The 21,670-nt window shown below is 61.2% G+C and carries 26 protein-coding genes and 1 tRNA gene; 20 read left to right on the top strand and 7 right to left on the bottom strand.

Annotated elements, in window-relative coordinates:
* Nucleotides 1–71: 71 nt before the first annotated feature.
* Genes RMO95_RS15630 through RMO95_RS15615 form a run of 4 tightly spaced genes read right to left on the bottom strand, consistent with a single transcriptional unit; the run spans nucleotide 72 to nucleotide 2,530 of the window.
* A complete protein-coding gene (locus RMO95_RS15630; protein ID WP_310451574.1) occupies nucleotides 72–581 on the bottom strand; it encodes a pilus assembly PilX N-terminal domain-containing protein in 510 nt (169 codons plus the stop codon).
* Entirely contained in the window at nucleotides 578–1,456 is an 879-nt protein-coding gene (locus RMO95_RS15625) for a type II secretion system protein (protein ID WP_310451573.1), read from the bottom strand. Before RMO95_RS15625 ends, RMO95_RS15630 begins: the two co-directional genes overlap by 4 nt.
* Nucleotides 1,453–2,043 (bottom strand): prepilin-type N-terminal cleavage/methylation domain-containing protein, encoded by a 591-nt coding sequence (locus RMO95_RS15620; protein WP_310451572.1) that lies wholly within the window; start codon nucleotides 2,041–2,043, stop codon nucleotides 1,453–1,455. The genes RMO95_RS15625 and RMO95_RS15620 overlap by 4 nt, the downstream gene beginning before the upstream one ends.
* Nucleotides 2,033–2,530 carry a GspH/FimT family pseudopilin gene (locus RMO95_RS15615; protein WP_310451571.1) on the bottom strand — a complete coding sequence of 166 codons (498 nt, stop codon included), beginning with the start codon at nucleotides 2,528–2,530 and terminating at the stop codon, nucleotides 2,033–2,035. The genes RMO95_RS15620 and RMO95_RS15615 overlap by 11 nt, the downstream gene beginning before the upstream one ends.
* 114 nt (nucleotides 2,531–2,644) lie before the next feature.
* On the opposite strand from RMO95_RS15615, the gene RMO95_RS15610 reads away from it, so the two are divergent.
* The 15 genes from RMO95_RS15610 (at nucleotide 2,645) to RMO95_RS15540 (ending at nucleotide 14,525) form a co-directional block, all read left to right on the top strand.
* Nucleotides 2,645–2,720 (top strand) — tRNA-Thr (locus RMO95_RS15610).
* Nucleotides 2,721–2,818: 98 nt separating this feature from the next.
* Nucleotides 2,819–3,586 carry a 3-hydroxyacyl-CoA dehydrogenase gene (locus RMO95_RS15605; protein WP_310451570.1) on the top strand — a complete coding sequence of 256 codons (768 nt, stop codon included), beginning with the start codon at nucleotides 2,819–2,821 and terminating at the stop codon, nucleotides 3,584–3,586.
* A gap of 59 nt (nucleotides 3,587–3,645) precedes the next feature.
* Nucleotides 3,646–6,138 carry a heavy metal translocating P-type ATPase gene (locus RMO95_RS15600; protein WP_310451569.1) on the top strand — a complete coding sequence of 831 codons (2,493 nt, stop codon included), beginning with the start codon at nucleotides 3,646–3,648 and terminating at the stop codon, nucleotides 6,136–6,138.
* Nucleotides 6,139–6,143: 5 nt separating this feature from the next.
* On the top strand, nucleotides 6,144–6,368 hold the full coding sequence (gene ccoS, locus RMO95_RS15595) for a cbb3-type cytochrome oxidase assembly protein CcoS (RefSeq protein WP_310451568.1): 225 nt from the start codon (nucleotides 6,144–6,146) through the stop codon (nucleotides 6,366–6,368).
* 210 nt (nucleotides 6,369–6,578) lie between these two features.
* Complete coding sequence (locus RMO95_RS15590; protein WP_310451567.1) at nucleotides 6,579–7,070, top strand: Rrf2 family transcriptional regulator; 492 nt, start codon at nucleotides 6,579–6,581, stop codon at nucleotides 7,068–7,070.
* Nucleotides 7,071–7,072: 2 nt separating this feature from the next.
* Entirely contained in the window at nucleotides 7,073–7,828 is a 756-nt protein-coding gene (gene fnr, locus RMO95_RS15585) for a fumarate/nitrate reduction transcriptional regulator Fnr (protein ID WP_310451656.1), read from the top strand.
* 197 nt (nucleotides 7,829–8,025) lie between these two features.
* Complete coding sequence (locus tag RMO95_RS15580; RefSeq protein ID WP_310451566.1) at nucleotides 8,026–8,496, top strand: bacteriohemerythrin; 471 nt, start codon at nucleotides 8,026–8,028, stop codon at nucleotides 8,494–8,496.
* Nucleotides 8,497–8,798: 302 nt separating this feature from the next.
* Complete coding sequence (gene ccoN / locus RMO95_RS15575; protein ID WP_310451565.1) at nucleotides 8,799–10,220, top strand: cytochrome-c oxidase, cbb3-type subunit I; 1,422 nt, start codon at nucleotides 8,799–8,801, stop codon at nucleotides 10,218–10,220.
* 35 nt (nucleotides 10,221–10,255) lie between these two features.
* Nucleotides 10,256–10,864: a cytochrome-c oxidase, cbb3-type subunit II gene (ccoO, locus tag RMO95_RS15570; RefSeq protein WP_409574968.1), complete on the top strand. Its 609-nt coding sequence runs from the start codon at nucleotides 10,256–10,258 to the stop codon at nucleotides 10,862–10,864.
* Nucleotides 10,865–10,868: 4 nt separating this feature from the next.
* Nucleotides 10,869–11,054 (top strand): cbb3-type cytochrome c oxidase subunit 3, encoded by a 186-nt coding sequence (locus RMO95_RS15565; protein ID WP_310451563.1) that lies wholly within the window; start codon nucleotides 10,869–10,871, stop codon nucleotides 11,052–11,054.
* The gene (gene ccoP, locus RMO95_RS15560) at nucleotides 11,051–12,013 is read left to right on the top strand and encodes a cytochrome-c oxidase, cbb3-type subunit III (protein WP_310451562.1); all 963 of its coding nucleotides are present in this window, start codon (nucleotides 11,051–11,053) and stop codon (nucleotides 12,011–12,013) included. The genes RMO95_RS15565 and ccoP overlap by 4 nt, the downstream gene beginning before the upstream one ends.
* An 84-nt stretch (nucleotides 12,014–12,097) precedes the next feature.
* The gene (gene ccoG / locus RMO95_RS15555; RefSeq protein ID WP_310451561.1) at nucleotides 12,098–13,519 is read left to right on the top strand and encodes a cytochrome c oxidase accessory protein CcoG; all 1,422 of its coding nucleotides are present in this window, start codon (nucleotides 12,098–12,100) and stop codon (nucleotides 13,517–13,519) included.
* An 11-nt stretch (nucleotides 13,520–13,530) separates the two neighbouring features.
* Nucleotides 13,531–14,061, top strand: a complete 531-nt coding sequence (locus RMO95_RS15550) for a FixH family protein (protein WP_310451560.1) — start codon at nucleotides 13,531–13,533, stop codon at nucleotides 14,059–14,061.
* A gap of 27 nt (nucleotides 14,062–14,088) precedes the next feature.
* Nucleotides 14,089–14,229, top strand: a complete 141-nt coding sequence (locus tag RMO95_RS15545; RefSeq protein WP_310451559.1) for a DUF3149 domain-containing protein — start codon at nucleotides 14,089–14,091, stop codon at nucleotides 14,227–14,229.
* Nucleotides 14,230–14,258: 29 nt separating this feature from the next.
* Nucleotides 14,259–14,525, top strand: coding sequence for a hypothetical protein (locus tag RMO95_RS15540; protein WP_310451558.1), 267 nt, complete (start codon nucleotides 14,259–14,261; stop codon nucleotides 14,523–14,525).
* A gap of 44 nt (nucleotides 14,526–14,569) precedes the next feature.
* On the opposite strand, the gene RMO95_RS15535 is transcribed toward RMO95_RS15540, so the two are convergent.
* Together RMO95_RS15535 and RMO95_RS15530 are read right to left on the bottom strand one after the other, a co-directional pair.
* Nucleotides 14,570–15,157, bottom strand: coding sequence for a hemerythrin domain-containing protein (locus tag RMO95_RS15535; protein WP_310451557.1), 588 nt, complete (start codon nucleotides 15,155–15,157; stop codon nucleotides 14,570–14,572).
* 24 nt (nucleotides 15,158–15,181) lie between these two features.
* Nucleotides 15,182–15,625: a universal stress protein gene (locus tag RMO95_RS15530; RefSeq protein WP_310451556.1), complete on the bottom strand. Its 444-nt coding sequence runs from the start codon at nucleotides 15,623–15,625 to the stop codon at nucleotides 15,182–15,184.
* 162 nt (nucleotides 15,626–15,787) lie between these two features.
* Here RMO95_RS15530 and RMO95_RS15525 point away from each other — a divergent pair, with 162 nt between their 5' ends.
* The 4 genes from RMO95_RS15525 (at nucleotide 15,788) to RMO95_RS15510 (ending at nucleotide 19,650) form a co-directional block, all read left to right on the top strand.
* Nucleotides 15,788–17,521: a PHA/PHB synthase family protein gene (locus RMO95_RS15525; protein WP_310451555.1), complete on the top strand. Its 1,734-nt coding sequence runs from the start codon at nucleotides 15,788–15,790 to the stop codon at nucleotides 17,519–17,521.
* A gap of 163 nt (nucleotides 17,522–17,684) precedes the next feature.
* The gene (locus RMO95_RS15520) at nucleotides 17,685–18,122 is read left to right on the top strand and encodes a hemerythrin domain-containing protein (protein WP_310451554.1); all 438 of its coding nucleotides are present in this window, start codon (nucleotides 17,685–17,687) and stop codon (nucleotides 18,120–18,122) included.
* Nucleotides 18,119–18,340, top strand: coding sequence for a DUF2249 domain-containing protein (locus RMO95_RS15515; protein WP_310451553.1), 222 nt, complete (start codon nucleotides 18,119–18,121; stop codon nucleotides 18,338–18,340). Before RMO95_RS15520 ends, RMO95_RS15515 begins: the two co-directional genes overlap by 4 nt.
* Nucleotides 18,341–18,354: 14 nt before the next feature.
* Complete coding sequence (locus RMO95_RS15510; RefSeq protein WP_310451552.1) at nucleotides 18,355–19,650, top strand: hypothetical protein; 1,296 nt, start codon at nucleotides 18,355–18,357, stop codon at nucleotides 19,648–19,650.
* Here the strand turns inward: RMO95_RS15510 and RMO95_RS15505 are convergent.
* A complete protein-coding gene (locus tag RMO95_RS15505) occupies nucleotides 19,613–20,305 on the bottom strand; it encodes a Crp/Fnr family transcriptional regulator (RefSeq protein ID WP_310451551.1) in 693 nt (230 codons plus the stop codon). The two genes, RMO95_RS15510 and RMO95_RS15505, sit on opposite strands and share 38 nt — an antisense overlap.
* Before the next feature lie 71 nt (nucleotides 20,306–20,376).
* On the opposite strand from RMO95_RS15505, the gene RMO95_RS15500 reads away from it, so the two are divergent.
* Nucleotides 20,377–21,594 carry an NnrS family protein gene (locus RMO95_RS15500; protein WP_310451550.1) on the top strand — a complete coding sequence of 406 codons (1,218 nt, stop codon included), beginning with the start codon at nucleotides 20,377–20,379 and terminating at the stop codon, nucleotides 21,592–21,594.
* Nucleotides 21,595–21,670: the final 76 nt, after the last annotated feature.

The raw sequence follows: 21,670 nt of genomic DNA, 5'->3' as shown, positions 1-21,670 counted from the left end.
CCCGGCCCGGTCAGGTTCGGGACCGGGAAAGTTGGTGCTGGCGACACGGCGATCAATCGGCGGGTTCATGGTCAGAAGGTAACCGAAACGCGGCGCTCGACGTAGAGCGGGCCGGGGTTGACGGTGTTGGGGCAGGCCGTGGTGGCCGGTGTCCATCCGCCAAGCGGCTGGTTGCAGGCGGTGGCGGTGATGCTGTAGATGGTCGGACCACCGTTAATGGTGTCCTCTGCCTTTTCGCAGTCGACGGTGACCGTGAAATCGGCCAGCGTCACCGCCGTCGGGACGAAGGAAGTCGGCGATGTCGGGCAGGCGCGGGTGTTGGGATTGGCCGTACCGACGGGGCCGGGTCCGGGGCCGTAGCTGAAGTTGTAGGCCGCGGTGGCCTGCACCTGGTACAGACCCCATTCGAGTCCCGCCCGCGCCGCCTGATAGGCGCGCACGCCCTGCACGTCGAGCGCCGAACCGATCTGCTGGCTGGTGGAAATATTGACGATGAAGGCGCCCAGCGCTGCCAGCACGACCAGGATGAATATGGCCGAGACGATGGCGAAGCCGCGGATGCGTTCGGCGCGCGATCTCATGGCGCGTTATCCACGTGAATCTGCTGGAACAGCGTGACGCTCTCGCCGCCGGCGCTCAGGGTGAGTTGCACGAACAGCAGGCCGCTGCGGCCGGTGGCGTTGGCGGTGTATTCGACCACGCAACTGGCGCCGCCGGCCAGCGTCGCTGAGCTGCCGCCCGCCGGCGGCGTGGCCTGGACGGCATTGAAGCCGTAGTTCCAATGGCGCGTCAAGTTGCCGCTAGCCGCCGCCGGGCAGGCGAAGCTGACCGCGCGGACGCCGCCCGGCACCACCTGGAAGCGCGCGCTCGGCGAGGGCAGCGGTGGCGCCTGGAAAGCGAAGGGGTTGGCGTCGAGGGTGATGGCGTTGCCGGCAATTCCGCTTATCTTGGCGATATTGCAGCCGGGATTGGCCGGGGTCACGTCGCAATGCGCTGCGTCGCGCTGGTAGGCATTGCCCGGCTCGTAGCCGGGACCGAGGTTATAGACCACGAGGTAATCATTGACCGCGATGGCCGGGTTGGCGGGCATGGCGCCGAGCACGTCGAAGCTCAGATCGGCGCTGCTGGTGAAGCTCAGGAAGTCGCCGCCGGTCGAGCCGTCCGCCGGATCGCGGTAGCGCCCGCCGACACTGGTCATGATGAATTCGATGTAATTCACGCCGCCCGCGTTGGTGACGCGCAGGCTGTTGGGCAGGGCCAGTCGGATGTCGCGCGTCATCCGGCGCAGTGCGACATCCGCGGCATCGGTCAGTTCGGCACGACGCACGGCATCGACATAGCCTTCCACCGGCTTGGTGATGAACACGGCCACCATGCCGGCCAGGACGCCGGTGATCACGATGGCGATGACGGCTTCGATCAGGGTGAAGCCTGTGGATGCGGGGCGGCGCGTCATGGCAGGGCGTTGGGCGAATGACGGGTGCGGTAGCCGTCGACCGTAATGTTGTCTGCTCCGATGTGACTGACCGTTACCGTGATGCGGAGAACGTTCAGCGTGGTGCAATCGGTCGCGGAGGCACAGGCCGACGAACTGATCTGGGAGGCCGCGGGGCCAAGATTTTCCGGTGTGACGGAAATGGCGGCTGTGTAATCGGCCAGCGAAAAGGTGCCATCCACAGAGTTGACCGGATTGAGGGTGACGCTGGCGTAATCGCCCACGTTGTCGGTGTTGGCGATTCGTGCCGCGCCACCGGCTCCCAGGCCCTGGACAGTCGTCGCGCAGCCCCCTGCTCCCGTCGTTGCGTTGTTTGCGGTGGCGGCATTGACATCCTCGGGTGCGCAGAAGGTGAATGGCTGCAACTGGACTTCTTCAAGAATCGCCTCGGCAACGGTCAGCATCTGCTTGCGTACCATCGGGTCGGCGCTGGAGCGGGCGGTGATATTGAGCACGGTCATGACGCCGACCAGCGCGACGCTGACGATGACGACGAAGACGATCAGCTCGATCAGCGTCAGGCCGCGCTGGCGGCGGCTAATGTACATAGCCGGTCTCCGCTTCGACCGTGATGGTATAGGGCGAGTCGCCGGTCACGGTGTAGAGCCCCGCGGCCGACGGCGCGCCGAGCGGGGTGAAGCTCAGCACGGCGTTGCCAACAAGCGTGACGTTGGCGGGAGCGCAGACCTGATTCGTCGCGCCGCCGCAGGCGCTGTCAGCAGCGGGCAGCGCCAGGTTGCGCGGGAAGCCGCCGGCGCCTGCGCCCTCGGGAATGTCGTTGTCGATGGTCAGCGTCAGGTTGTTTGCGGCGAGGGTCACGCGCACGTTTCGGCGCTGCGCCACCGCCGACTTTCTGGCGTATTCGAGCGTCGATTTCACCTTGTCGCGATAGCCGATCTCGTCATAGCCCCGCAGCAGGTCGAAACGCGGCAGCACCACGAAGGCCATGATGCCGATGATGAGCATCACCGTGACCAGCTCGATCAAGGTAAAGCCCGCGCCGTCTCGTCGTGGGAGGAATATCGACTTGATCATCCGGCCAGTCTAGCAAGTGCGCGCAAAATGGCGCAAGGCAATCCTCCGCGCTGCGGGCGCAAGCGCGTTGCCATGCGCGGGGAGCAGCAGGTATAATTCGCGGCCTCTCAGGACGCTGTTGTAGCTCAGTTGGTAGAGCAACTGATTCGTAATCAGTAGGTCGCCAGTTCGATTCCGGCCAACAGCACCAAATTTCAGGGCCTGCCTCCATTTCGGTCGGCAGGCCTTGTTTCATTATGTCCCCGGCAGGGTCGCCGGAGACGGTATCCAGGCGGACAAGGGGCGCTCATGCAGATCAGGGACAGTGTATTCATCATCACCGGCGGGGCCTCGGGCCTCGGTGCCGGTACCGGGCGGATGCTGGTGGAAGCCGGCGCCAAGGTGGTGCTGGCCGATCTGAACGAGGCGGCGGGCAATGCCCTGGCCGCTGAATTGGGCGACAACGCGCGCTTCGTCACCACCAATGTCGCCGACGAGGCGAGCGCCCAGGCCTGCGTCGCGGCGGCTGTGGCGGCGTTCGGCGGCCTGCATGGCCTGGTCAATTGCGCCGGCATCGCGCCGGCCGAAAAGGTATTGGGCCGCAACGGACCGCATTCGCTCGATGTGTTCGCCAGGACCGTGACGGTCAATCTGGTCGGCAGCTTCAACATGATCCGCCTGGCTGCCGAAGCCATGGGCAAGGGCCAGCCGAATGCCGCCGGCGAGCGCGGCGTGATCGTCAGCACGGCCTCGGTCGCCGCCTACGACGGCCAGATCGGCCAGGCTGCCTATGCCGCGTCGAAAGGCGGCGTGGTCGGCATGACGCTGCCCATCGCGCGCGAGCTGGCGCGCTTCGGCATCCGCGTCATGACCATCGCGCCGGGCATTTTCGAAACCCCGATGTTGCTGGGCATGCCGCAGGAAATCCAGGATGCCCTGGGCAAGATGGTTCCCTTCCCGCCGCGCCTGGGCAAGCCGGCCGAATATGCGGCGCTGGTGCGCCACATCGTCGAGAACGAGATGCTCAACGGCGAGGTGATACGCCTCGACGGCGCCATCCGCATGGCGCCGAAGTGAAATCCACTGCGCGACGATTTCATTACGAGCCCTGACGCTGTGACTGTTCCGGCCTGAACATGGCCGCTGCCGAAGCCTGTTACCACTGCGGCTTGCCGATCCCGTCGGATGCCGACTACTCGGTCGACATCGACGGCCAGCGGCGCGACATGTGCTGCGCCGGCTGCCAGGCGGTGGCGCAGGCGATCGTCGATAACGGCCTGGCCGATTACTACCGGCATCGCGACGCCATGCCGGAAAGTCCGCGCGAGGCGCTGCCGCAGGTGCTGGCCGAGTTCGGCCTGTTCGATCATCCCGATGTGCAGAAGAACTTCGTGCGCCGGGCCGAGGGCGTCGCGGGCGAACACGAGCAGGAAGCCGCGCTGATCCTCGAAGGCATCACCTGCGCCGCCTGCGTCTGGCTCAATGAGTCGCATGTGCGCCGCCAGCCCGGCGTGACCGCGATCGACATCAACTACACCACGCGCCGGGCGCGGGTGCGCTGGGACGAGCGCGTCACCAAGCTTTCGGCCATCCTCGAAGCGGTTGCCGCGATCGGTTACCGCGCCCATCCCTACGACATCGGGCGCGCCGAGGAATTGGCGCAGAAGGAACGCAAGGCGGCGCTGTGGCGGCTGTTCGTCGCCGGCTTCGGCATGATGCAGGTGATGATGTATGCCGTGCCGGTGTACTTGGCGAAGGTGGGAACTGACGGCGACATGACGCCGGACATCGAGCAACTGATGCGCTGGGCCAGCCTGATCCTGACGCTGCCGGTGATCCTTTATTCGGCCGCGCCTTTCTTCATGAGCGCCTGGCGCGATCTGAAGCTGCGCCGGGTCGGCATGGACGTGCCGGTGGCGCTGGGCGTCGGCGCGGCCTTCGCGGCCAGCGTGTGGGCCACGCTGATCGCGGCGGGCGAGGTGTATTTCGATTCGGTCACCATGTTCGTCTTCTTCCTGCTTACCGGCCGCTATCTGGAAATGATGGCGCGACAGAAAGCCGCGCGCAGCGTCGAGACCCTGGCCCGCGCGATTCCGGCCTTCGCCACCCGTTTGCCCGGGTGGCCGCTGTCCACCGCCGATATCGCGGGCGAACGCGTCGCCGTGGCCGCACTGCATGCGGGCGATGCAGTGCAGATCAAGCCCGGCGAGACAGTCCCGGCCGACGGTATTGTGCTCGACGGGGAGAGCGCGGCGGATGAATCCCTGCTGACCGGCGAGAGTCTGCCGGTGCCCAAGCGGGCCGGCGACGCGCTGATCGGCGGCAGCGTGAATACCGCCAGCCCTCTGGTGATGCGCGTCGAGCGTGTCGGCGAGGCAACGCGCGTGGCGGCCATCCAGCGCCTGATGGAACGCGCCGCGGCGGAAAAGCCGCGCCTGGTGGAAATGGCCGACCGCGTCGCCGGGCGCTTCATCGTCGCCCTGCTGCTGCTGGCGGTGGCGACCGCGCTGGCCTGGTGGTGGATCGATGCTTCGCGCGCCTTGTGGATTTTCGTCGCCGTGCTGGTGGTGAGTTGCCCCTGCGCATTGTCCCTGGCGACGCCGGCGGCGCTGACCGTGGCGACCGGCGCGCTGGCCGCGCGCGGCGTGCTGGTGACGCGCGGCCACGCGATCGAGGCGCTGGCGCGGGTCGATCGCTTCATTTTCGACAAGACCGGCACCCTGACCGTGGGGCGCATGGCACTGGTCGAAGCGATCCCGATGCAAGGGGATGCCGGGCACGCGCTGGCGCTGGCGGTCGCGCTCGAACGCGGCTCCGAGCATCCCATCGCGAAGGCGCTGGCGGCGGGCGCGGCCGCTGCGGGGACGGCAGCTGCGGGAACGGCAGCGGTCATCGAGGTCGATGGACTGCGCGCGACCACCGGCGCCGGGGTCGAGGGCATGATCGCGGGCGACTCGTGGCGACTGGGAAACCCTGAGTTCGTCGCCGGCCTGCATGGCCGCGAGGTGCCGGCCGCGGTTCAAGCCATAGTTGGCGCTGGCGATACGGTGATCGCGCTGGGCAATGCATCGGGTTGGCAGGCCTTTTTCCGCCTCAGCGACGGTCTGCGCCCCGAGGCGTCCGCCATGGTGGCAAAGCTCTCCGCGGCGGGCATCCGGCTGTCCATCTTCAGCGGCGATGCGCCTGCCGCCGCCGCGCGCATCGGGGCCTTGCTGGGCATCGCGGATGCCCGCGGTGGGCTCTCGCCGGAGGACAAGCATGCGGCCCTCAAGGCGCTGCAGGATGGCGGCGAGACGGTCGCCATGGTCGGCGATGGAGTCAATGACGCCCCCGTGCTGGCGCAGGCGCAGGTGTCGATTGCGATGGGCGGCGGCGCCGACCTGGCGCGGGCCAACGCCGATATCGTGCTGCTCGGCAATGACCTCCAGGCGCTGCCGCACGGGCTGGCGCTGGCGCGGCGCAGCTTGCGCATCGTCAAACAGAACCTGGTGTGGGCCTTCGCCTACAATTTCCTGGCAATCCCGCTGGCCATGGCCGGCTGGGTGACACCCTGGATGGCCGGCATCGGCATGTCGGCCAGTTCGCTGCTGGTGGTGCTCAATGCCTTGCGTTTGCAGCGGGAGCAATGACTCGAATGGACATCCTGTATCTGCTGATTCCGCTTTCCCTGGTGCTGGTCTTCGTGATTGCCGCGGTGTTCTGGTGGTCGTTGAAGAGCGGTCAGTTCGAGGATCTCGAAGGGCCCGGCTACCGCATCCTGATGGACGACGACAAGGCCAACGGGGAAGAAAAACACGGCAGCCCCAGCGCAAAAGAGCAAACCGTTGACTCAGATCAAGGTGCGGGTGTTCACAAGTAACCATACTCGGCGTGGGTTTTATGGTGACGGCTTCGCGCTGTTGCCCAAAGGCTCTCTGTTGGGGTTGGGGGTGCGCGCTGCGCACCCTTTTTTTTCACCCCGGCGATCCCGCCGAGGGCGGCAAAGTCTGCGGCTATACTCCAAACTTGTGCCGCGCCGGGAAGCATGGGGCGATCAATTCCAGACTAATCTTATGGCATATTCTGTCTCATGATCCTATCCCGCACCAGCCAGTACGCCATCCAGGCGCTGATCTATATCGCGACCCAGCCGCGGGGGGTTCCCGTCCTCAATCGCACGGTGGCGCAACATCTCAATGTGCCGTCGGCATATCTGGCGAAGATTATGCAGAATCTGAGCCGGGGAACCCTGCTGCATTCCTTCCGTGGTCGGCAGGGCGGATTCTGCTTGCGCGACGGCTGTGAGAACACCGACCTGATGCAAATCCTCACTCTGGTCGAAGGCCCGGGATTGACCGAGAACTGCGTCATCGGACTTAAAATATGCAGCGACGAAACCGCCTGCCCCATGCATGAACAATGGAAGCCGATCAAGACCAGGATTGTCGAACTGCTGCACCAGCAGACGCTGGAAATGCTCGCGATGGCCGTAAAAAGCGGGAAATACAGGCTGACCGAGCTGCCCGACGCCGCCTTTGCGATGCCGCAGACCGCGGTCGCCCGTCTGTCGGGCGGGGAGTGACCATGTCCAGCCCGAGGGCTTCTGCAGCTTGCGCTTCTACACAACCGGCTTGCGAGCCGATCACTTGCAACAATTGCGGGATCTATCAGCTCTGCCTGCCCTTGGGCCTCAACCAGACCGACTTGTCGCTGCTGGACAGCATCGTCAAGCGCAAGGAAGTATATAAACGCGGTCAGGTGCTGTTTCGGCCGGGAGAGCGATTCGATTATCTGTACGCGATTCGCAGCGGTTCGGTGAAGACCTATGTCAGCACCGACGACGGCCGGGTGCAGATTACCGGTTTTCATATCGCCGGCGAGCTGCTGGGTCTAAGTGCGCTGGCTTCGCGACAGTACAGTTCAGAGGCCAAAGCGCTGGAAACCATATCCGTCTGCAAGGTCGAAATAAGTCGCCTGGACGAAATCGCCCAGCAAATACCCTCGATCCATTACCAGATGCTGAGAATCATGAGCGGGCAGATTCGGCACGACGAGGAGTTGATGCTGCTGCTCGGCAAACGCAGCGCCGAAGAGCGCCTCGCGGAGTATCTGGTCGGTCTTTCCAGGCGCTTTGCCAGCCGCAACTACTCCGGCACGGAATTCCGTTTGAGCATGTCCCGCCTGGATATCGGCAATTATCTTGGCATAGCCGAAGAGACGGTCTGTCGAATCCTCGGTCGATTCCAGGAGGACGGACTCATCACCGCCGATCGCCGGCAGGTTTGCCTGAAGGATATCAAGCGGCTTGGCGCACTGGCCCACGTGGCGGTCGCCGCATAGGGCTCCGCCACTGGTCCTGCCGGGATCGTGGCGCGGTTGTTATGGCGTATTGCTTAAGCACTAAGGTTGACCTGCGTCACCTTCTTCGGCGCCTTCCTAGACCATGAGGTTGACGCCCGTCAGTAAACCGGGCGACGTCTATTGATATGCTATAAAAAGATAACAGTATCTTGATATCTTTAGATTAGGAGCTAGTCATGGAAACCCTATTTACGTGGTCGGATGACCTCAGCGTCGGCATCCAGGAGATCGACGAGCAGCACAAGGAACTGGTCAATCTGCTCAACCGCCTGCACGATGCGGTGGTTTCGCATCATGGATCTACTGCGTGCAGCGAAATTCTGAATCAGCTGGCTGAATACACGCGGGTACATTTCATTGTCGAAGAAAGCCTGATGCGTATTCTTCACTACCCGGAATTCGAGCAGCACAAAGCCGAGCACGAAGCGCTGGTCGCGCAGGTCGTGGCTTTGCAACAGAAGCTGGCTGCGGGGCAAGCCACCATCACCTTCGAACTGCTGCATTTTCTCAAGGTCTGGCTGACTAAGCATATCGCCGGTAGCGACCGCCGCTATGCCGGATTCTTCCTCGAAAAAGGCATGTCGCCCGACTGGTCGCATCAAGTGGAACAGACGATGCAGAAGAAATGGTCCTGGAAGTTCTGGTGAGGCGACCGCTATACCTGCCGGGCCGGGCTGCCGTCTTTGCGGCTTCCCTTGGTCGATGCGCCGCGTGGTTTCTGCCCACGGCGGTGCGGCGGGCGGCGCAGCTTTTGGCGACGTTGAGTGCGCCCATATGCCTATAAACCATCTTGATATTATTGTTATTTTTGTTTAAGTCGGATATATTTTGACCTGTATCAAACTACTCTAATATTTCGCGTGTAATCTGCCGAAAAATACGGATACTGCACCGCATCAAATGCAGCATCGTGACTGATTTCTTTTTGTTAATGTGAGGTGAATCCATCATGCAATCGCAAGCGACTTACAACTACAAAGTCGTGCGCCAGTTCGCTGTGATGACCGTAATCTGGGGCATCGTCGGCATGCTGGTCGGCGTCATCATTGCGGCCCAATTGGTCTGGCCGGAGTTGAATGTGCACGAGTGGTTGAGCTACGGCCGCTTGCGCCCGTTGCACACCAATGCCGTGATTTTTGCTTTTGGCGGCTGCGCGCTGTTTGCCACGTCGTATTTCGCGGTGCAGCGAACCAGCCATGCCCCGCTGTTTGCGCCGGGGCTGGCGGCATTTACGTTCTGGGGATGGCAACTGATCATCGTGCTTGCCGCCGTTTCCCTGCCGTTGGGCATAACCTCCGGCAAGGAATATGCGGAACTCGAATGGCCGATCGACATCCTGATCACCTTGGTCTGGGTGTCCTACGCCGTAGTGTTCTTCGGCACCATCGCGAAGCGCACGGTCTCGCACATCTACGTCGCGAACTGGTTCTTCGGCGGATTCATACTGACGGTTGCGGTACTGCATCTGGTGAATAGCGCCGCGATTCCGGTGACGCTGTTCAAGTCCTACTCCGCCTACGCAGGGGTACAGGATGCGATGGTGCAGTGGTGGTACGGCCACAACGCGGTGGGCTTCTTCCTTACCGCAGGCTTCCTCGGCATGATGTACTACTTCGTGCCGAAGCAGGCCGGGCGGCCGGTGTATTCCTACCGTCTGTCGGTGGTGCACTTCTGGGCGCTGATCTTCACCTACATGTGGGCGGGTCCTCACCACCTGCATTACACGGCCCTGCCCGACTGGACTCAGAGCGTCGGCATGATCTTTTCGCTGATCCTGCTGGCACCTTCCTGGGGCGGCATGATCAACGGCATCATGACTCTGTCGGGCGCCTGGCACAAGCTGCGCGACGATCCGATCCTGAAGTTCATGATCACCTCGCTGTCCTTCTACGGCATGTCGACCTTCGAAGGTCCGATGATGTCGATCAAAACGGTCAATGCACTGTCGCACTACACCGACTGGACCGTGGGCCATGTGCATTCCGGCGCGCTGGGCTGGGTGGCGATGATTTCCATCGGCTCGATCTACTACCTGTTGCCGCGCCTGTTCGGCAAGCCCGAGATGGCCTCGAAGAAGCTGATCGAGGTGCACTTCTGGGTTGCCACCATCGGCGTCGTGCTCTACATCGCCTCGATGTGGATCGCCGGCGTGATGCAGGGCCTGATGTGGCGTGCAACGAACGTGGATGGCACGCTGACCTACTCCTTCGTCGAGTCGGTCAAGGCGACCTACCCCTTCTGGACCATACGTCTGCTGGGCGGCCTGCTGTTCCTCTCCGGCATGCTGATCATGGCCTACAACATGTTCCTGACCATGGCTGGTGGCAAGGCGGTAAATGCGCCGGTACTCGCACCCGCAGCGGCCCACTAAGCCTGATTGCACAGATTAAGGAGCTATAAATCATGTTGACGCATGACAAGATTGAACGGAACGTAGGGCTGCTGATCGTCCTTACCATTCTCACGGTGAGTGTGGGTGGCCTGCTCGAAATCGTCCCGCTGTTCTTCCAGACATCCACTACCACGCCGACCAACAAACTGGTCACGCCCTACAGCCCCGTGCGCCTATCGGGACGCGACATCTACATTCGCGAAGGCTGCTACAACTGCCACTCGCAGATGATCCGTCCGTTCCGCGCCGAGACGGAGCGTTACGGCCACTACTCGGTGGCAGGTGAGTTCGTCTACGACCATCCGTTCCAGTGGGGCTCCAAGCGCACCGGTCCGGATCTGGCACGAGTCGGCGGGCGTTATTCGGACCAGTGGCATCGCACTCATCTGTTGAACCCGCGTGATGTCGTGCCCGAGTCGAACATGCCGGCCTACTACTGGCTGGATCGTCCGCTCAAGGACGATGCCATCGAGGCCAAGATGAAGGCGTTGCGCGTCGTCGGAGTGCCCTATACCGACGCCGAAATCGCCGGCGCGAAAAAGGCCATCGAGGGCGTGACCGAACTCGACGCATTGATCGCTTACCTGCAGGGCATGGGCACCGCGCTCAAGCAAACAAGGTAAGCAAATGGACATCAACGACCTGCGGTCCCTCTTCACGGTGCTGGCGTTCATCGCCTTTATCGGCATCGTGTGGTGGGCATACTCGGATAGGCGCAAGAAGACGTACGACGAGGCGGCAATGCTGCCGCTCGACGACGACAGCCCGTTCGTGCCACAGGTTCCGGAGAATCAGGAAAGGAAATCATCATGAGTGATTTTGTCAGCGGCTTCTGGAATATCTATGTAGTGAGCATCGTGCTCGTCAGCGTCATCGGTTGTGGCGTCTTCCTCTGGATGCAAAGTACCGCCACGCACGTGGAAGGTGCGACAACCGGTCACGTCTGGGACGAGGATTTGCAGGAGTTCAGCAACCCGCTGCCCAGTTGGTGGCGCTGGCTGTTCTACATCACCATCTTCTTCTCGCTGTTCTATCTGGCGATGTATCCGGGTCTCGGCAACTATCAGGGCCAGTTCAAATGGTCTTCCGCCGGTCAGTATGACGGAGAAATGAAGAAGGCCGACGATCAGTATGGGCCGATCTTCAAGAAGTTCCAGAGTCAGGATGTCCAGGCCGTCGCGGTCAACAGCGAGGCAAAGGAAATGGGCCAGCGCCTGTTCCTGACCTACTGTTCGCAGTGTCACGGTTCGGATGCCAAGGGCGCTCGCGGCTTTCCCAATCTGGCCGATGGCGACTGGCTGTTTGGCGGCACGCCGGAGCAGATCAAGGAGTCGATCACCAAGGGGCGCGACGCCATGATGCCGGCCAAGGGCGTCAAGCCGGATCTGAACGGTGACCAGATCAAGGACCTTGCCAGTTATGTGCGCTCCCTGTCCGGGCTGGCTTCCGACTCGATTCGCGCCCAGCGTGGCAAGGAACTGTTTGCTCCCGCTTGCTCCGCCTGCCATGGCCCCGATGGCAAGGGCATGGTCGGCGTGGCACCGAACCTGGCGGACAAGGTCTGGCTCTACGGCAGTTCCGAGGAAACCATCACCGAGACGATCACCAAGGGCCGCACCAATCGCATGCCCTCCTTCGGCGAATTTCTCGGGGATGCCAAGGTGCATCTGCTGACCGCCTATGTCTATGGACTTGGCGGTGGCGTCAAGGGTGCGGCGCCGGCTCCTGCGCCGGCCGCTCCTGCCGAAGCGATGCCAGCGGAAAAGAAGTAGATTTAGCTAAAATCCCCGGTGCCGAGTTGATCGGTGCCGGGGAATTTTCGCTAATGTTCATCAGAATATCGTAATACGATAATCATGGTCTCGATCACCACCAAACAGTTGCCGGATGGCAAGCCCAACTTCGTCGAGGAAAGCCTCTACGAAGTTCATAAGAAGGTACACCCGCGCGCGGTCAGCGGAACCTTCGCCTCCTGGCGCTGGGCTTTGGTCTGGATTACCCAGTTGGTGTACTACGGCTTGTGCTGGCTGCCCTGGAATGGCCGGCAGGCTGTATTGTTCAATCTGGTCGAGCGCAAGTTCTACATTTTTGGCATGGTTTTCTGGCCGCAGGATGTAATTTTTCTTTCCGTCCTGCTGATCATTTCAGCCTATTCCCTGTTTTTGTTCACCGCCGTCGGCGGGCGCCTGTGGTGCGGCTATGCCTGTCCGCAGACCGTGTACACGGAAATATTCACCTGGATCGAACAGAAGATCGAGGGCGAGCGTAACGCACGAATCAAGCTCGATGCCGCACCCATGAGCGCACGCAAGCTGTGGCTGCGCAGCGCCAAGTACGGTTCCTGGGCGTTCCTGGCATTGTGGACCGGCTTTACCTTCGTCGGTTACTTCACCCCGATCAAATCCCTCTGGGACTCGGTATGGAGTTTTTCGCTGGGCCCATGGGAAACGTTCTGGATGTTTTTCTATGGCGCTTTCACCTACTTGTTTGCCGGCCATATGCGCGAACAGGTCTGCAAGCACATGTGCCCCTATGCTCGTTTTCAGGGCGTCATGTTCGATCCCGACACGCTGACCATTACCTACGATACCGAACGTGGCGAGCCACGGGGCGCACGCAGGAAAGGGCTTGATCCGCGGTCGATCGCCAAGGGCGAGTGCGTCGATTGCGGCATCTGCGTGCAGGTCTGTCCCACGGGCATCGACATCCGCGACGGCCTTCAATACGAATGCATCGGCTGTGCGGCGTGCATCGATGCCTGCGATCAGGTAATGGAAAAAATGGATTACCCGAAAGGCCTGATCCGCTATTCCACCGAACATGCGATCGAGGCGCATTGGGGCTGGAAAGAGATCCTCGGTCACGTGGTGCGGCCACGGGTGATGATTTATTCGGCGATTCTCGGCGCAATCTGCGTGGCCTTTGTCTGGGGCATCGCGAACAAGGCGAGCCTGCGCGTGGACGTCATTCGCGACCGCGCAACGCTGGCGCGCGAGGTGGAGGGCGGTCTGGTCGAGAATATCTATCGATTGCACGTGATCAATGTTTCCGAAGCCCCGCACCGCTATGCTATCAGCGTAACCGGGCTGGCCGGTATTGACTTGGTTGGCGATCGCATCGTGGAAGTCCCGGCCGCCGCGGCCAGAACGCTCACCGTACAGGTACGGGTGCCGCCTGAGTCCGGCAGGAAGGGCTCGAACCAGATCTTCTTCGACGTCAAGTCACTGGCCGACGAGAAGGTGGCGGTGCATGAAAAGGCCAGCTTCCTGCAACCATGAGGGAAAAGAACATGCATACCGCCGTCGTACGCCCCTGGTACCGCGAACCCTGGCCATGGATCCTGGCTGCGGGGCCGTTTATCGTTGTCGTTGCCGGGATTTACACGGCATGGCTTGCCGTCAAGAGCAACGATGGACTGGTTACCGATGACTATTACAGGAAGGGCCTTGCCGCCAATCAGACCATCGCGCGCAGCGACCAGGCCTCCAAGATCGGCCTGGTCGCCGGTGTCCGCGTCACCGCCGATACTTTGTCGGTGCGGCTCCGGGCGAGCGATAAGGACTTTGTTCTGCCACCGACCCTAGTGGTGACAATTTCGCATCCGACCCGAGCCGGTCTGGATCAGTCGCGCGTGCTGGTGCGTGATGGCGAGGTTTATTCCGGCGAAGTGCGCCTGCCGGCCGCCGGGCATTGGCTGGTGTTGCTTGAGGACGAGCGCAAGATTTGGCGACTGATGGGGAACATGGTTCTTCCCGCCAACGGCGAAACCCTAATCGGCAGTTCCACGACAGCGGCAACGCCGGCGGACATTCGGCACTAATTCTTTTCATTGCAGGGAGGCAGCATTATGGAAGCCTGGAAACTCTTGCTCGGTAGTGACATTGGCTTGCTCAGTCTGTTTACGATAGGCTTCGTCGTAGTTATGGCGTTCTTCATGATTGGTTTTTATAAGAAGAAAGCAGAGGAGGACGCGCGTAACGCAAAGTAGGCGGTTTCCCCAAACCGAAGGAGAGCAAAATGCTGAGGATCTTATGGGTGCTATGGCCCTCGTTTGTCGTCGCCGGAATCGCCGAGGGCATTTTCTTCACCGTAATCGACCCCCAGGAGCTATATCTCTTTGGACAACCGGTGGAGTTCTCGAAAATTGCGACTTATTCGATGGGCTTCTTCGGCTTCTGGGCGGTTTGTGCTGCGTCCAGTATGATGACCTGTCTCTTGCAGATCAGCGCCAGGGAGATCAACAAAGGCATTGGCGCCCATGGCGGTACCGAAGGCTTGTCATGAGATAAGGTCCCCGCAAAACCTGCAGAGTAACTTGATGCGCAACCCTACTTTCTCGCCGGGCCCACGCCTATGGGGGCCGGAGCAAGATTGACGATGCGGGTGAACAAATCGCGACACTCGTGATCGACGTCGGCATCGAAGCGCGGGTCGCCGTTTTCACTGAATGCCGCGCCGATTTCCACCCAGTCCTCCGTTGTGAGATGTTTTTTGGCCAGAGGAATCAGTGTGTTTTCCTCAACAGCCATGTGCCTGACAATCTCATCGGCAAATGTTTCCACTGCTGCCGAAAACTTCTCCAGTCCGTCGGGAGATTCGGCCTCGAAATGGCCCAGGGCGAGTTCCAGACCGCGAATGTGTCCAGCGCCATCGGAGTGCTGTTGTTCCAGATGCGCAATCACCTCGTCTGCCTCATGGGTGCGCTCGCGCAGCCTGGCAAACAGGTAGGCATTCTCCTTGGGGTGGTGCAGCTTCTCGGGAAACTCTTCAAGATAAAAAATCATTGCCCACAGCAGCCTGAAGTCAGGCACCGCCTGCCGCTCGCGCATTTCGCGGATCAGGTATCGCAGTCCATGCACGACGGCTGCCAGCGACCGGTGCTCGTCGCGGATGATCGCCAGAGCCGAGTTCAGCATGATTTTCGTGTTGCTGGCTAACCGTCAACGATAGACCAACACCGGGATCTTCGAGTGCGTCAATACCTTCTGCGTTTCCGAGCCGAGCAGGAGTCCGCTGATGCCGCGTCGTCCGTGCGATGCCATGAAAATCAGGTCGGCACCTGCGTCCTCGGCCGCGGCGATGATCGCCTCATAAGGAATGTCGCTGACGGAACTGATCGAAGCGCAGCCAACACCTTCCGCTTTGGCGGCTGCCTCGTGGCCGGCCAGAATCTCCTTGGCCTGTTGTTCCGCCATTTCCGCGAACTTGTCCGGCGTGGTGGGGTCGATCAGGGCACCTTCACCATAGAAGGCCACCGGGTAATCGGGCTTGGCGAAGAAAAAGGTAACCTTCGCCCCGGTCTCCTTGGCAAAGGCGATCGCACGTTTCGCTGTGTCGGATGACAACTGCGATCCGTCGGATGGAACGAGTATGTGCTTGAACATGGAATGTGATCCTCAGTAATTAAACCATCGTAGCGTACTAAAGAAGGGCAGCGTTGATCAAGATCAATAGCAACCTGAACTATACGCGCCCGGCATCGGGCAGAATACCAATAAGGCGGCTGCGGGAGCTTGCGCGGCCCTTGTGAAGTGGAAGGAATGGTCATGAGCACGACGAAGCAGTCCAAAACACCGGCAACTCCCCAGGCCGCGTGGCGGGCGGTCAATGAGGCGGTCGAGGCCAAGATCGACCCGATCGGGATCGCCACTCCCCTGATACACGCACAACTTGCATGGTTGTCCCACCCACAGGAAATGTCCGAGGCGTTGGCAGGCTTCGCAAGCAAATTGTGGGAGCTGCAGACGCATTCCTGGCACCGGGCACTGGGCATGCCGAGCAAGGACGTCGTATCGCCGAATCCCGACGATACACGCTTCGCCGATCCGATCTGGAGCAACTCGGCAAGCTGGGATATTGTCAAGGAGTGGTACCTGATGATCACCCGCCAGGTGCAGGACATGCTCTATGACACGCCGGGCCTGTCCAGCGGCGACCGCCGCAGAGCGGCGTTCTGGTGGCGCAAGTGGCTCAACGCCGCGGCACCCACGAATTTTTTGGTGACCAACCCGGCGGCGATGCAAAAGGCCATGGAGACGCGCGGCGAAAGTCTGTTGAAGGGATTCAACAATTTTCTGACGGACTTTCAGGCTGGTGACGTACAGATGGCGCGGCCGACGGATTTCGTGGTCGGCAAGGATTTGGCAACCACGCCTGGCAAGGTCGTGTTCCGCAATCGTCTGCTCGAGGTTCTGCACTACACGCCGACACAGGACAAGGTCTTCGAAACACCTGTCGTCATCGTTACGCCATGGATAAACAAATACTATGTTCTCGACCTCAATCCCAGGAAGAGCATGGTGAAGTTCTTGGTCGACCAGGGATTCGACGTTTATATCACCAGCTGGAAAAATCCGACGGCAGACATGCGCGATGTGACGTTCGATGACTACCTGCTGGACGGCATAGGGCAGATCATCGACACGGCGCGCGGCATTTCCGGCGCGGCCAAGGTGCATGCCGTCGGCTACTGCATAGGTGGTGCTGCGTTGGCGAGTTGGTTGGCCTGGGCCAACGCGCGTTACGAGGAGCAGGACGTGCCGGTGGCCACCGCCACGCTGCTGACCACGCTGGTGGATTACCACAAGCCGGGCGACATCGAGGTGTTTCTCGACGAGAGCAGCATCAAGTGGCTGGAAAAGTCCATGGCGGAAAAGGGTTATCTCGACGGCAAGGAAATGGCATCCGCGTTTCGTCTGTTGCGGTCGAACAGCCTGGTCTGGCATTACGTGGTGCGCGGCTACCTGTTCGGTGAAGCGCCGCCGCCTTTCGATGTGCTGTTCTGGAACATGGATGCGACCCGCATGCCGGCGGCGATGCACAGTTGGTATTTGCGCAACTTCTATCTGGAGAACCTGTTGATCAAGAAGGATGCGTTGCACCTGGCGGGCGAGAACATCGATCTCGGGCGGATCTCGCAGCCGCTCTATGCCGTATCGGCCGAGGATGATCACATCGCTCCATGGCGGCAGACCTTCCGCATCAACAACTTCGTTGCCGGTTCGCGCCGCTATGTGCTGTCGAGTTCGGGCCATATCCTCGGGATCGTGAATCCGGTGGTGAATCCGCCAAAGCGCGATTACCGGGTGGGTGCGGTTGAAAGGCACGATACGCCGGACGACTGGTACGAGCGGGCGGAGCGCCATCATGGCAGTTGGTGGGAGGACTGGATGGCCTGGCTGAAGCCACAGTCGGGCCGCCTGGTGACGGCTCCGGCTGTCGCGGCACAGAAGTTCCCGGCACTGGCAGACGCACCAGGGACCTATGTAATCGAGCCTTGAACCGGGCCCTATGCACGAGGTATTCAGATGCGGAGCCTGGTAGACCGAGTATCCCGAACTTTTCTCATGGTATTGAAATCCTGAATGTGCTCTTGATTGCGGTCAATGTCTCACGCTAGGGCAACACCCAGAATCTGTCTCAGTTCATTCGGAGTTTGCCACCATGTCGATTACTGACCCGCTCTTCCAGCATCACAAACATTGCGACAAGATATTTGCTGACGCGGAGGATGCCTGCGCGAATGGCGATTGGGCGGCTGGCGAGCAGGCCTTCAAGCTTCTGCGCGACCAGCTCGAAACGCACTTCACCAGCGAGGAGGAGCTTTTGTTCCCCGCCTTTGAGGAAGCGACCGGAATGACATCGGGCCCGACCGAAGTCATGCGCGGCGAACATCGCCAGATGCGCGATCTTCTGGCGCAGATGCAGGACACCGTAGCTTCCCGCGACGGCGATGCCTTTGGCGGAGCTGCCGAGACGCTGCTGATTCTTATGCAGCAGCACAACATGAAGGAGGAAAACATCCTGTATCCGATGTGCGACAACGCCCTGGGTACGTCCGACGTCGGTGCTTCGCTGGTGGAGCGTCTGAACGCGTCATGACTACGGTAATCGATGGCCGCGAACTGCAGCCTCCGGAGCCGATGGAGCGCACTCTGGAGGCTCTGGACAAGCTCGCCGAGGGCGACGATGTGCTGCTTCTCCTGTATTGCCAGCCTCATCCGCTGTTCAACATTCTGAGAAACAGCGGCTACGCCTGGAGCGAGGAAGTTCAGACCGACGGAACGCGCGAGATCCGGATTCGCAAAGCTCCGGGCTGAGCGCCGCTGATCGGATGCACGCCAGCCTTTCTTTCGATCAGGCACCTCCCATATCGGTGCCCTACCGCTTCTTCATAGCGGCGCCGTGCTTCGGCGTAATGGCCGGCCTTCTGCTGGCGCTGTCGGACGGCGCAGCCCTGGTCTCGCGGTGGACGCCGGAGGCCTTGGCGCTGACGCATCTGGTCGGCGTCGGCTTCATGCTCCAGGCGATGTGTGGGGCGCTGTTCCAGTTCATTCCGGTTGCCGTCGGCGGCAATGTCTGGCGCCCGAAACTGGTCGCCAATACCGTGCAACCGATGCTGCTGTTGGCCACGCTCCTGTTGGTCGCAGGTTTGCTGTTCAGCCGTCCGGTGTTTCTATCTTTCGCGGTTCCCCTGTTCCTGCTGTCACTGGGGGGCTTCGTTGTGGTGGTCGCGCTGGCACTGTGGCGGACACCCGCAACCGGCATGACTTTATGGTCGATGCGCATGGCGATCGGCGCGCTGGCGGTTACCGTGTTGCTCGGTTCGCTGCTGGCGGAGGTGCTGGCGCATGGCCTCGCACTGCCTATCATCGATCTGACGAATGTGCATCTGGCATGGGGCCTCGGTGCTTGGGCGCTGATGTTGCTGGCGGGTGTGTCCTACCATGTGGTGCCGATGTTCCAACTGACGCGGCCCTATCCGCTGTGGTTCACCCATTGGTTTGGGCCTGTCCTGCTGCTCTTGGTAATCGCCTGGTCGTCGCGGCTGTTGCTTGATGAAGCGTGGTGGACGCTGGCGATCGCACTACCCCTGCTGACCATCCTGTCCGTCTATGCCGGCATGACCTTGTGGCTGCAGTACACACGCCGCAGGAAAGTCCACGATGCGACGTCGATGTACTTTCGTGTGGCAATGCTGGCGCTACTGGCGTTCGCCGTATCCGGCGTGGTGTTTCTGTCCTACCCGGAATTCGGTAACGATCCGCGCGCCGCTGTTTGGCTGGGAGTGCTGGCTTTCGCCGGAGTGTTCGTTTCCGCCATCACCGGCATGATGTACAAGATCGCGCCTTTTCTCAACTGGCTGCACCTGCAGCGGCTGGGCGCCCCTTTGAACGCAGTGCCCAACATGAAGAAAATGATTCCGGCCGAGGCCATGACCGGCCAGTTGCGCTTGCATGTGCTCGCAGTACTATTGCTGCTGGTCGCGGTCTGGCAACCCGGCTTGGCCCGGTTGGCCGGCATAGCCTTCGCGGCCTCATGCGCCTGGTTGGGCTGGAATCTGGTCGGAGCAGCCAGGCGCTACCGGAGCTTCAGAGATCAAATTCGCGAAGTCGCTTTACGTCGTTGATGGTGATTTGCTTGCCGCTGACGTTGATCAAACCGTTGCTTGAGAGATCGTGAAAAATTCGCGAAAGAGTTTCCGGAGTCAGATTCAGCCGCGAGGCAATCACTTGTTTCGAGGTCGGCAGCGAAATGTCGAAGGAACTCTTGCCGGATTCACTCTGCGGACACTGCTGCAACAGATAGCCGACCACGCGTTGCGCGGAGGAACGCAGGGAATAGGTTTCGACGTCCTGCACCAGCGAATGCAGTCGCATCGAGAGTCCCGCCAGCATGCGGCGGGCGAACAGCGGGTCGTTTTCCAGGAGTTCGAATACCGGACCGCTGGCGATATGGAGCAGCAAGCTGTCCACCAGTCCCTCGGCAAATACCGGGCAGGGCCGATTAAGGAACATGATCGCTTCGCCAAAGCTCTGGCGCGGCCCCAAAATCTGCATTACCTTTTCGTTGCCTTGCGACGAAGGAAAGGCCAGCTTGATCTGGCCGAACACGACCACAAAAAATCCCTTTGCCGGGTCGCCTTTCTGGAACAGCATTTCACCTTTGGCAAGTCGTCGCTCGCGACACGCTGTTTCGAGCGCGGCGATCTGCTCCGGGACAAGTTCCTGGAACAGCGGCAGGCGGGAAAGTATCTGGGGGATGTCGAGCTTAGTTTCGTGCATGGTTTCGTGCAAAGGAATACTCGTCGTTTATCAATAGAACCATACCACGCATCGCCCCGGTGTCGACGATCATGATGCGCTGGTCGGTATTCATCACCGCACCGCACCGCGTGATGTTCCTCTCGGGAACGGTGCAGGCGTTGGCTGTAATGGCGTTCTGGTCTCTGGATGTCGGTGCGCATTATGCCGGACTCTGGCCGGCCCCGGCGTGGCCCTTGCTGGCCCTTTTCCCCGCCTATCTACTGCATGCGATGTTGACCGCCTGCGGCGTGTTTCCCTTGTTCATATTCGGTTTCATCCTGACTGCCGGACCACGCTGGCAGGGCGGCGGTGATTTGCCGCAGCGGGATTTCGTTCCGGCCTTCCTGCTGCTGGCCGGCGGCTGGCTAGTGGTCTGGGCGGCCTTGATGCTGCCGGGATTGCTGGTCGTAGGGTTGGCGTCGGCGCTGGGCGGCTGGGTCGCAGTGGCCTTGACGCTGACGCGGATCGCCCGCGTCCGGACGACTGAGCGTGAACACATTTTCTATGTTGCGCTCGCCGCCTGGCTTGGCGCGGCTGGGCTGGCAGCTTTTCTGGTGTTCGCCGCAGGTGGTGCGATCGTTTGGGCGCGTCTGGCGATTTCGCTGGTTGTCTGGGGATTCCTGTTGCCGGTTTTCCTCACCGTGGCGCACCGCATGCTGCCTTTCTTCACCAGTGCAATGGTGCGACCTTATGTACTGCACCGCCCGGCGTGGGCGCTGCGCGTCCTGCTGGGCGCCAGCGTGGCGCACGGCGCCCTGGCCATGTTCGATCGTCCGCAATGGCTTTGGCTGGCTGACCTGCCGGCGATGCTTGCCGCTGGTCGCTTGAGCTGGCTTTGGTGGAACCGTGCGGCAATCGATAACCGCATGCTGGCTGTCCTGCATGTCGCCTTCGCTTGGGTGGCCCCGGCATTTGCCTTGTTTGCGTTGCAGAGCCTGCTGTGGACCACGTTGCCAGGCCTGCTCGGACAGGCTCCACTGCATGCGCTGACTCTGGGCTTCTTTGCCTCGATGCTGCTCGGCATGGCTTCGCGGGTAACGCTGGGGCATTCCGGCCAGCCGGTGGCGGCCGATCAGGCGATGTGGGCTGCCTTCTGCATCATGCAGGGGGCGGCGATATTGCGCGTCGCCAGCGAACTGCCGGCACTGCCCGGCGCGCACGTCCTGATGTGGTTATCGTCGGTGCTCTGGCTCGGGGCTTTCGCGCTATGGGCCGGTCGCTATGCGCCGGCTTTCTGGCGTCCGCGTTCCGACGGCAGACCGGGCTAGTACGCAGACATGTTGAAACCAATGGATGCAGGAGCGGGCTTGCTCGCGACAACGGCTTATCGCGAGCAAGCCCGCT

This window comes from Sulfuritalea sp. (genome assembly GCF_031426875.1).
Classification (GTDB): Bacteria; Pseudomonadota; Gammaproteobacteria; order Burkholderiales; family Rhodocyclaceae; genus Sulfuritalea.
The sequence above is the reverse complement of the archived record's forward strand: the minus strand, read 5'-3'. Positions and strand labels throughout refer to the sequence as shown.

Excerpts from the sequence above, each read along its gene's own strand:
- RMO95_RS15625 (WP_310451573.1), bottom strand. The coding sequence starts at position 1,456 with ATGACGCGCCGCCCCGCATCCACAGGCTTCACCCTGATCGAAGCCGTC.
- RMO95_RS15520 (WP_310451554.1), top strand. The coding sequence starts at position 17,685 with ATGTCGATTACTGACCCGCTCTTCCAGCATCACAAACATTGCGACAAG.
- RMO95_RS15515 (WP_310451553.1), top strand. The coding sequence starts at position 18,119 with ATGACTACGGTAATCGATGGCCGCGAACTGCAGCCTCCGGAGCCGATG.
- RMO95_RS15550 (WP_310451560.1), top strand. The coding sequence starts at position 13,531 with ATGCATACCGCCGTCGTACGCCCCTGGTACCGCGAACCCTGGCCATGG.
- RMO95_RS15500 (WP_310451550.1), top strand. The coding sequence starts at position 20,377 with ATGATGCGCTGGTCGGTATTCATCACCGCACCGCACCGCGTGATGTTC.
- RMO95_RS15505 (WP_310451551.1), bottom strand. The coding sequence starts at position 20,305 with ATGCACGAAACTAAGCTCGACATCCCCCAGATACTTTCCCGCCTGCCG.
- RMO95_RS15590 (WP_310451567.1), top strand. The coding sequence starts at position 6,579 with ATGATCCTATCCCGCACCAGCCAGTACGCCATCCAGGCGCTGATCTAT.
- RMO95_RS15600 (WP_310451569.1), top strand. The coding sequence starts at position 3,646 with ATGGCCGCTGCCGAAGCCTGTTACCACTGCGGCTTGCCGATCCCGTCG.
- RMO95_RS15545 (WP_310451559.1), top strand. The coding sequence starts at position 14,089 with ATGGAAGCCTGGAAACTCTTGCTCGGTAGTGACATTGGCTTGCTCAGT.
- RMO95_RS15530 (WP_310451556.1), bottom strand. The coding sequence starts at position 15,625 with ATGTTCAAGCACATACTCGTTCCATCCGACGGATCGCAGTTGTCATCC.
- RMO95_RS15580 (WP_310451566.1), top strand. The coding sequence starts at position 8,026 with ATGGAAACCCTATTTACGTGGTCGGATGACCTCAGCGTCGGCATCCAG.
- ccoG (WP_310451561.1), top strand. The coding sequence starts at position 12,098 with ATGGTCTCGATCACCACCAAACAGTTGCCGGATGGCAAGCCCAACTTC.
- RMO95_RS15630 (WP_310451574.1), bottom strand. The coding sequence starts at position 581 with ATGAGATCGCGCGCCGAACGCATCCGCGGCTTCGCCATCGTCTCGGCC.
- RMO95_RS15620 (WP_310451572.1), bottom strand. The coding sequence starts at position 2,043 with ATGTACATTAGCCGCCGCCAGCGCGGCCTGACGCTGATCGAGCTGATC.
- RMO95_RS15525 (WP_310451555.1), top strand. The coding sequence starts at position 15,788 with ATGAGCACGACGAAGCAGTCCAAAACACCGGCAACTCCCCAGGCCGCG.
- RMO95_RS15605 (WP_310451570.1), top strand. The coding sequence starts at position 2,819 with ATGCAGATCAGGGACAGTGTATTCATCATCACCGGCGGGGCCTCGGGC.
- RMO95_RS15540 (WP_310451558.1), top strand. The coding sequence starts at position 14,259 with ATGCTGAGGATCTTATGGGTGCTATGGCCCTCGTTTGTCGTCGCCGGA.
- RMO95_RS15615 (WP_310451571.1), bottom strand. The coding sequence starts at position 2,530 with ATGATCAAGTCGATATTCCTCCCACGACGAGACGGCGCGGGCTTTACC.
- RMO95_RS15510 (WP_310451552.1), top strand. The coding sequence starts at position 18,355 with ATGCACGCCAGCCTTTCTTTCGATCAGGCACCTCCCATATCGGTGCCC.
- RMO95_RS15565 (WP_310451563.1), top strand. The coding sequence starts at position 10,869 with ATGGACATCAACGACCTGCGGTCCCTCTTCACGGTGCTGGCGTTCATC.
- ccoS (WP_310451568.1), top strand. The coding sequence starts at position 6,144 with ATGGACATCCTGTATCTGCTGATTCCGCTTTCCCTGGTGCTGGTCTTC.
- fnr (WP_310451656.1), top strand. The coding sequence starts at position 7,073 with ATGTCCAGCCCGAGGGCTTCTGCAGCTTGCGCTTCTACACAACCGGCT.
- RMO95_RS15535 (WP_310451557.1), bottom strand. The coding sequence starts at position 15,157 with ATGCTGAACTCGGCTCTGGCGATCATCCGCGACGAGCACCGGTCGCTG.
- ccoN (WP_310451565.1), top strand. The coding sequence starts at position 8,799 with ATGCAATCGCAAGCGACTTACAACTACAAAGTCGTGCGCCAGTTCGCT.
- ccoP (WP_310451562.1), top strand. The coding sequence starts at position 11,051 with ATGAGTGATTTTGTCAGCGGCTTCTGGAATATCTATGTAGTGAGCATC.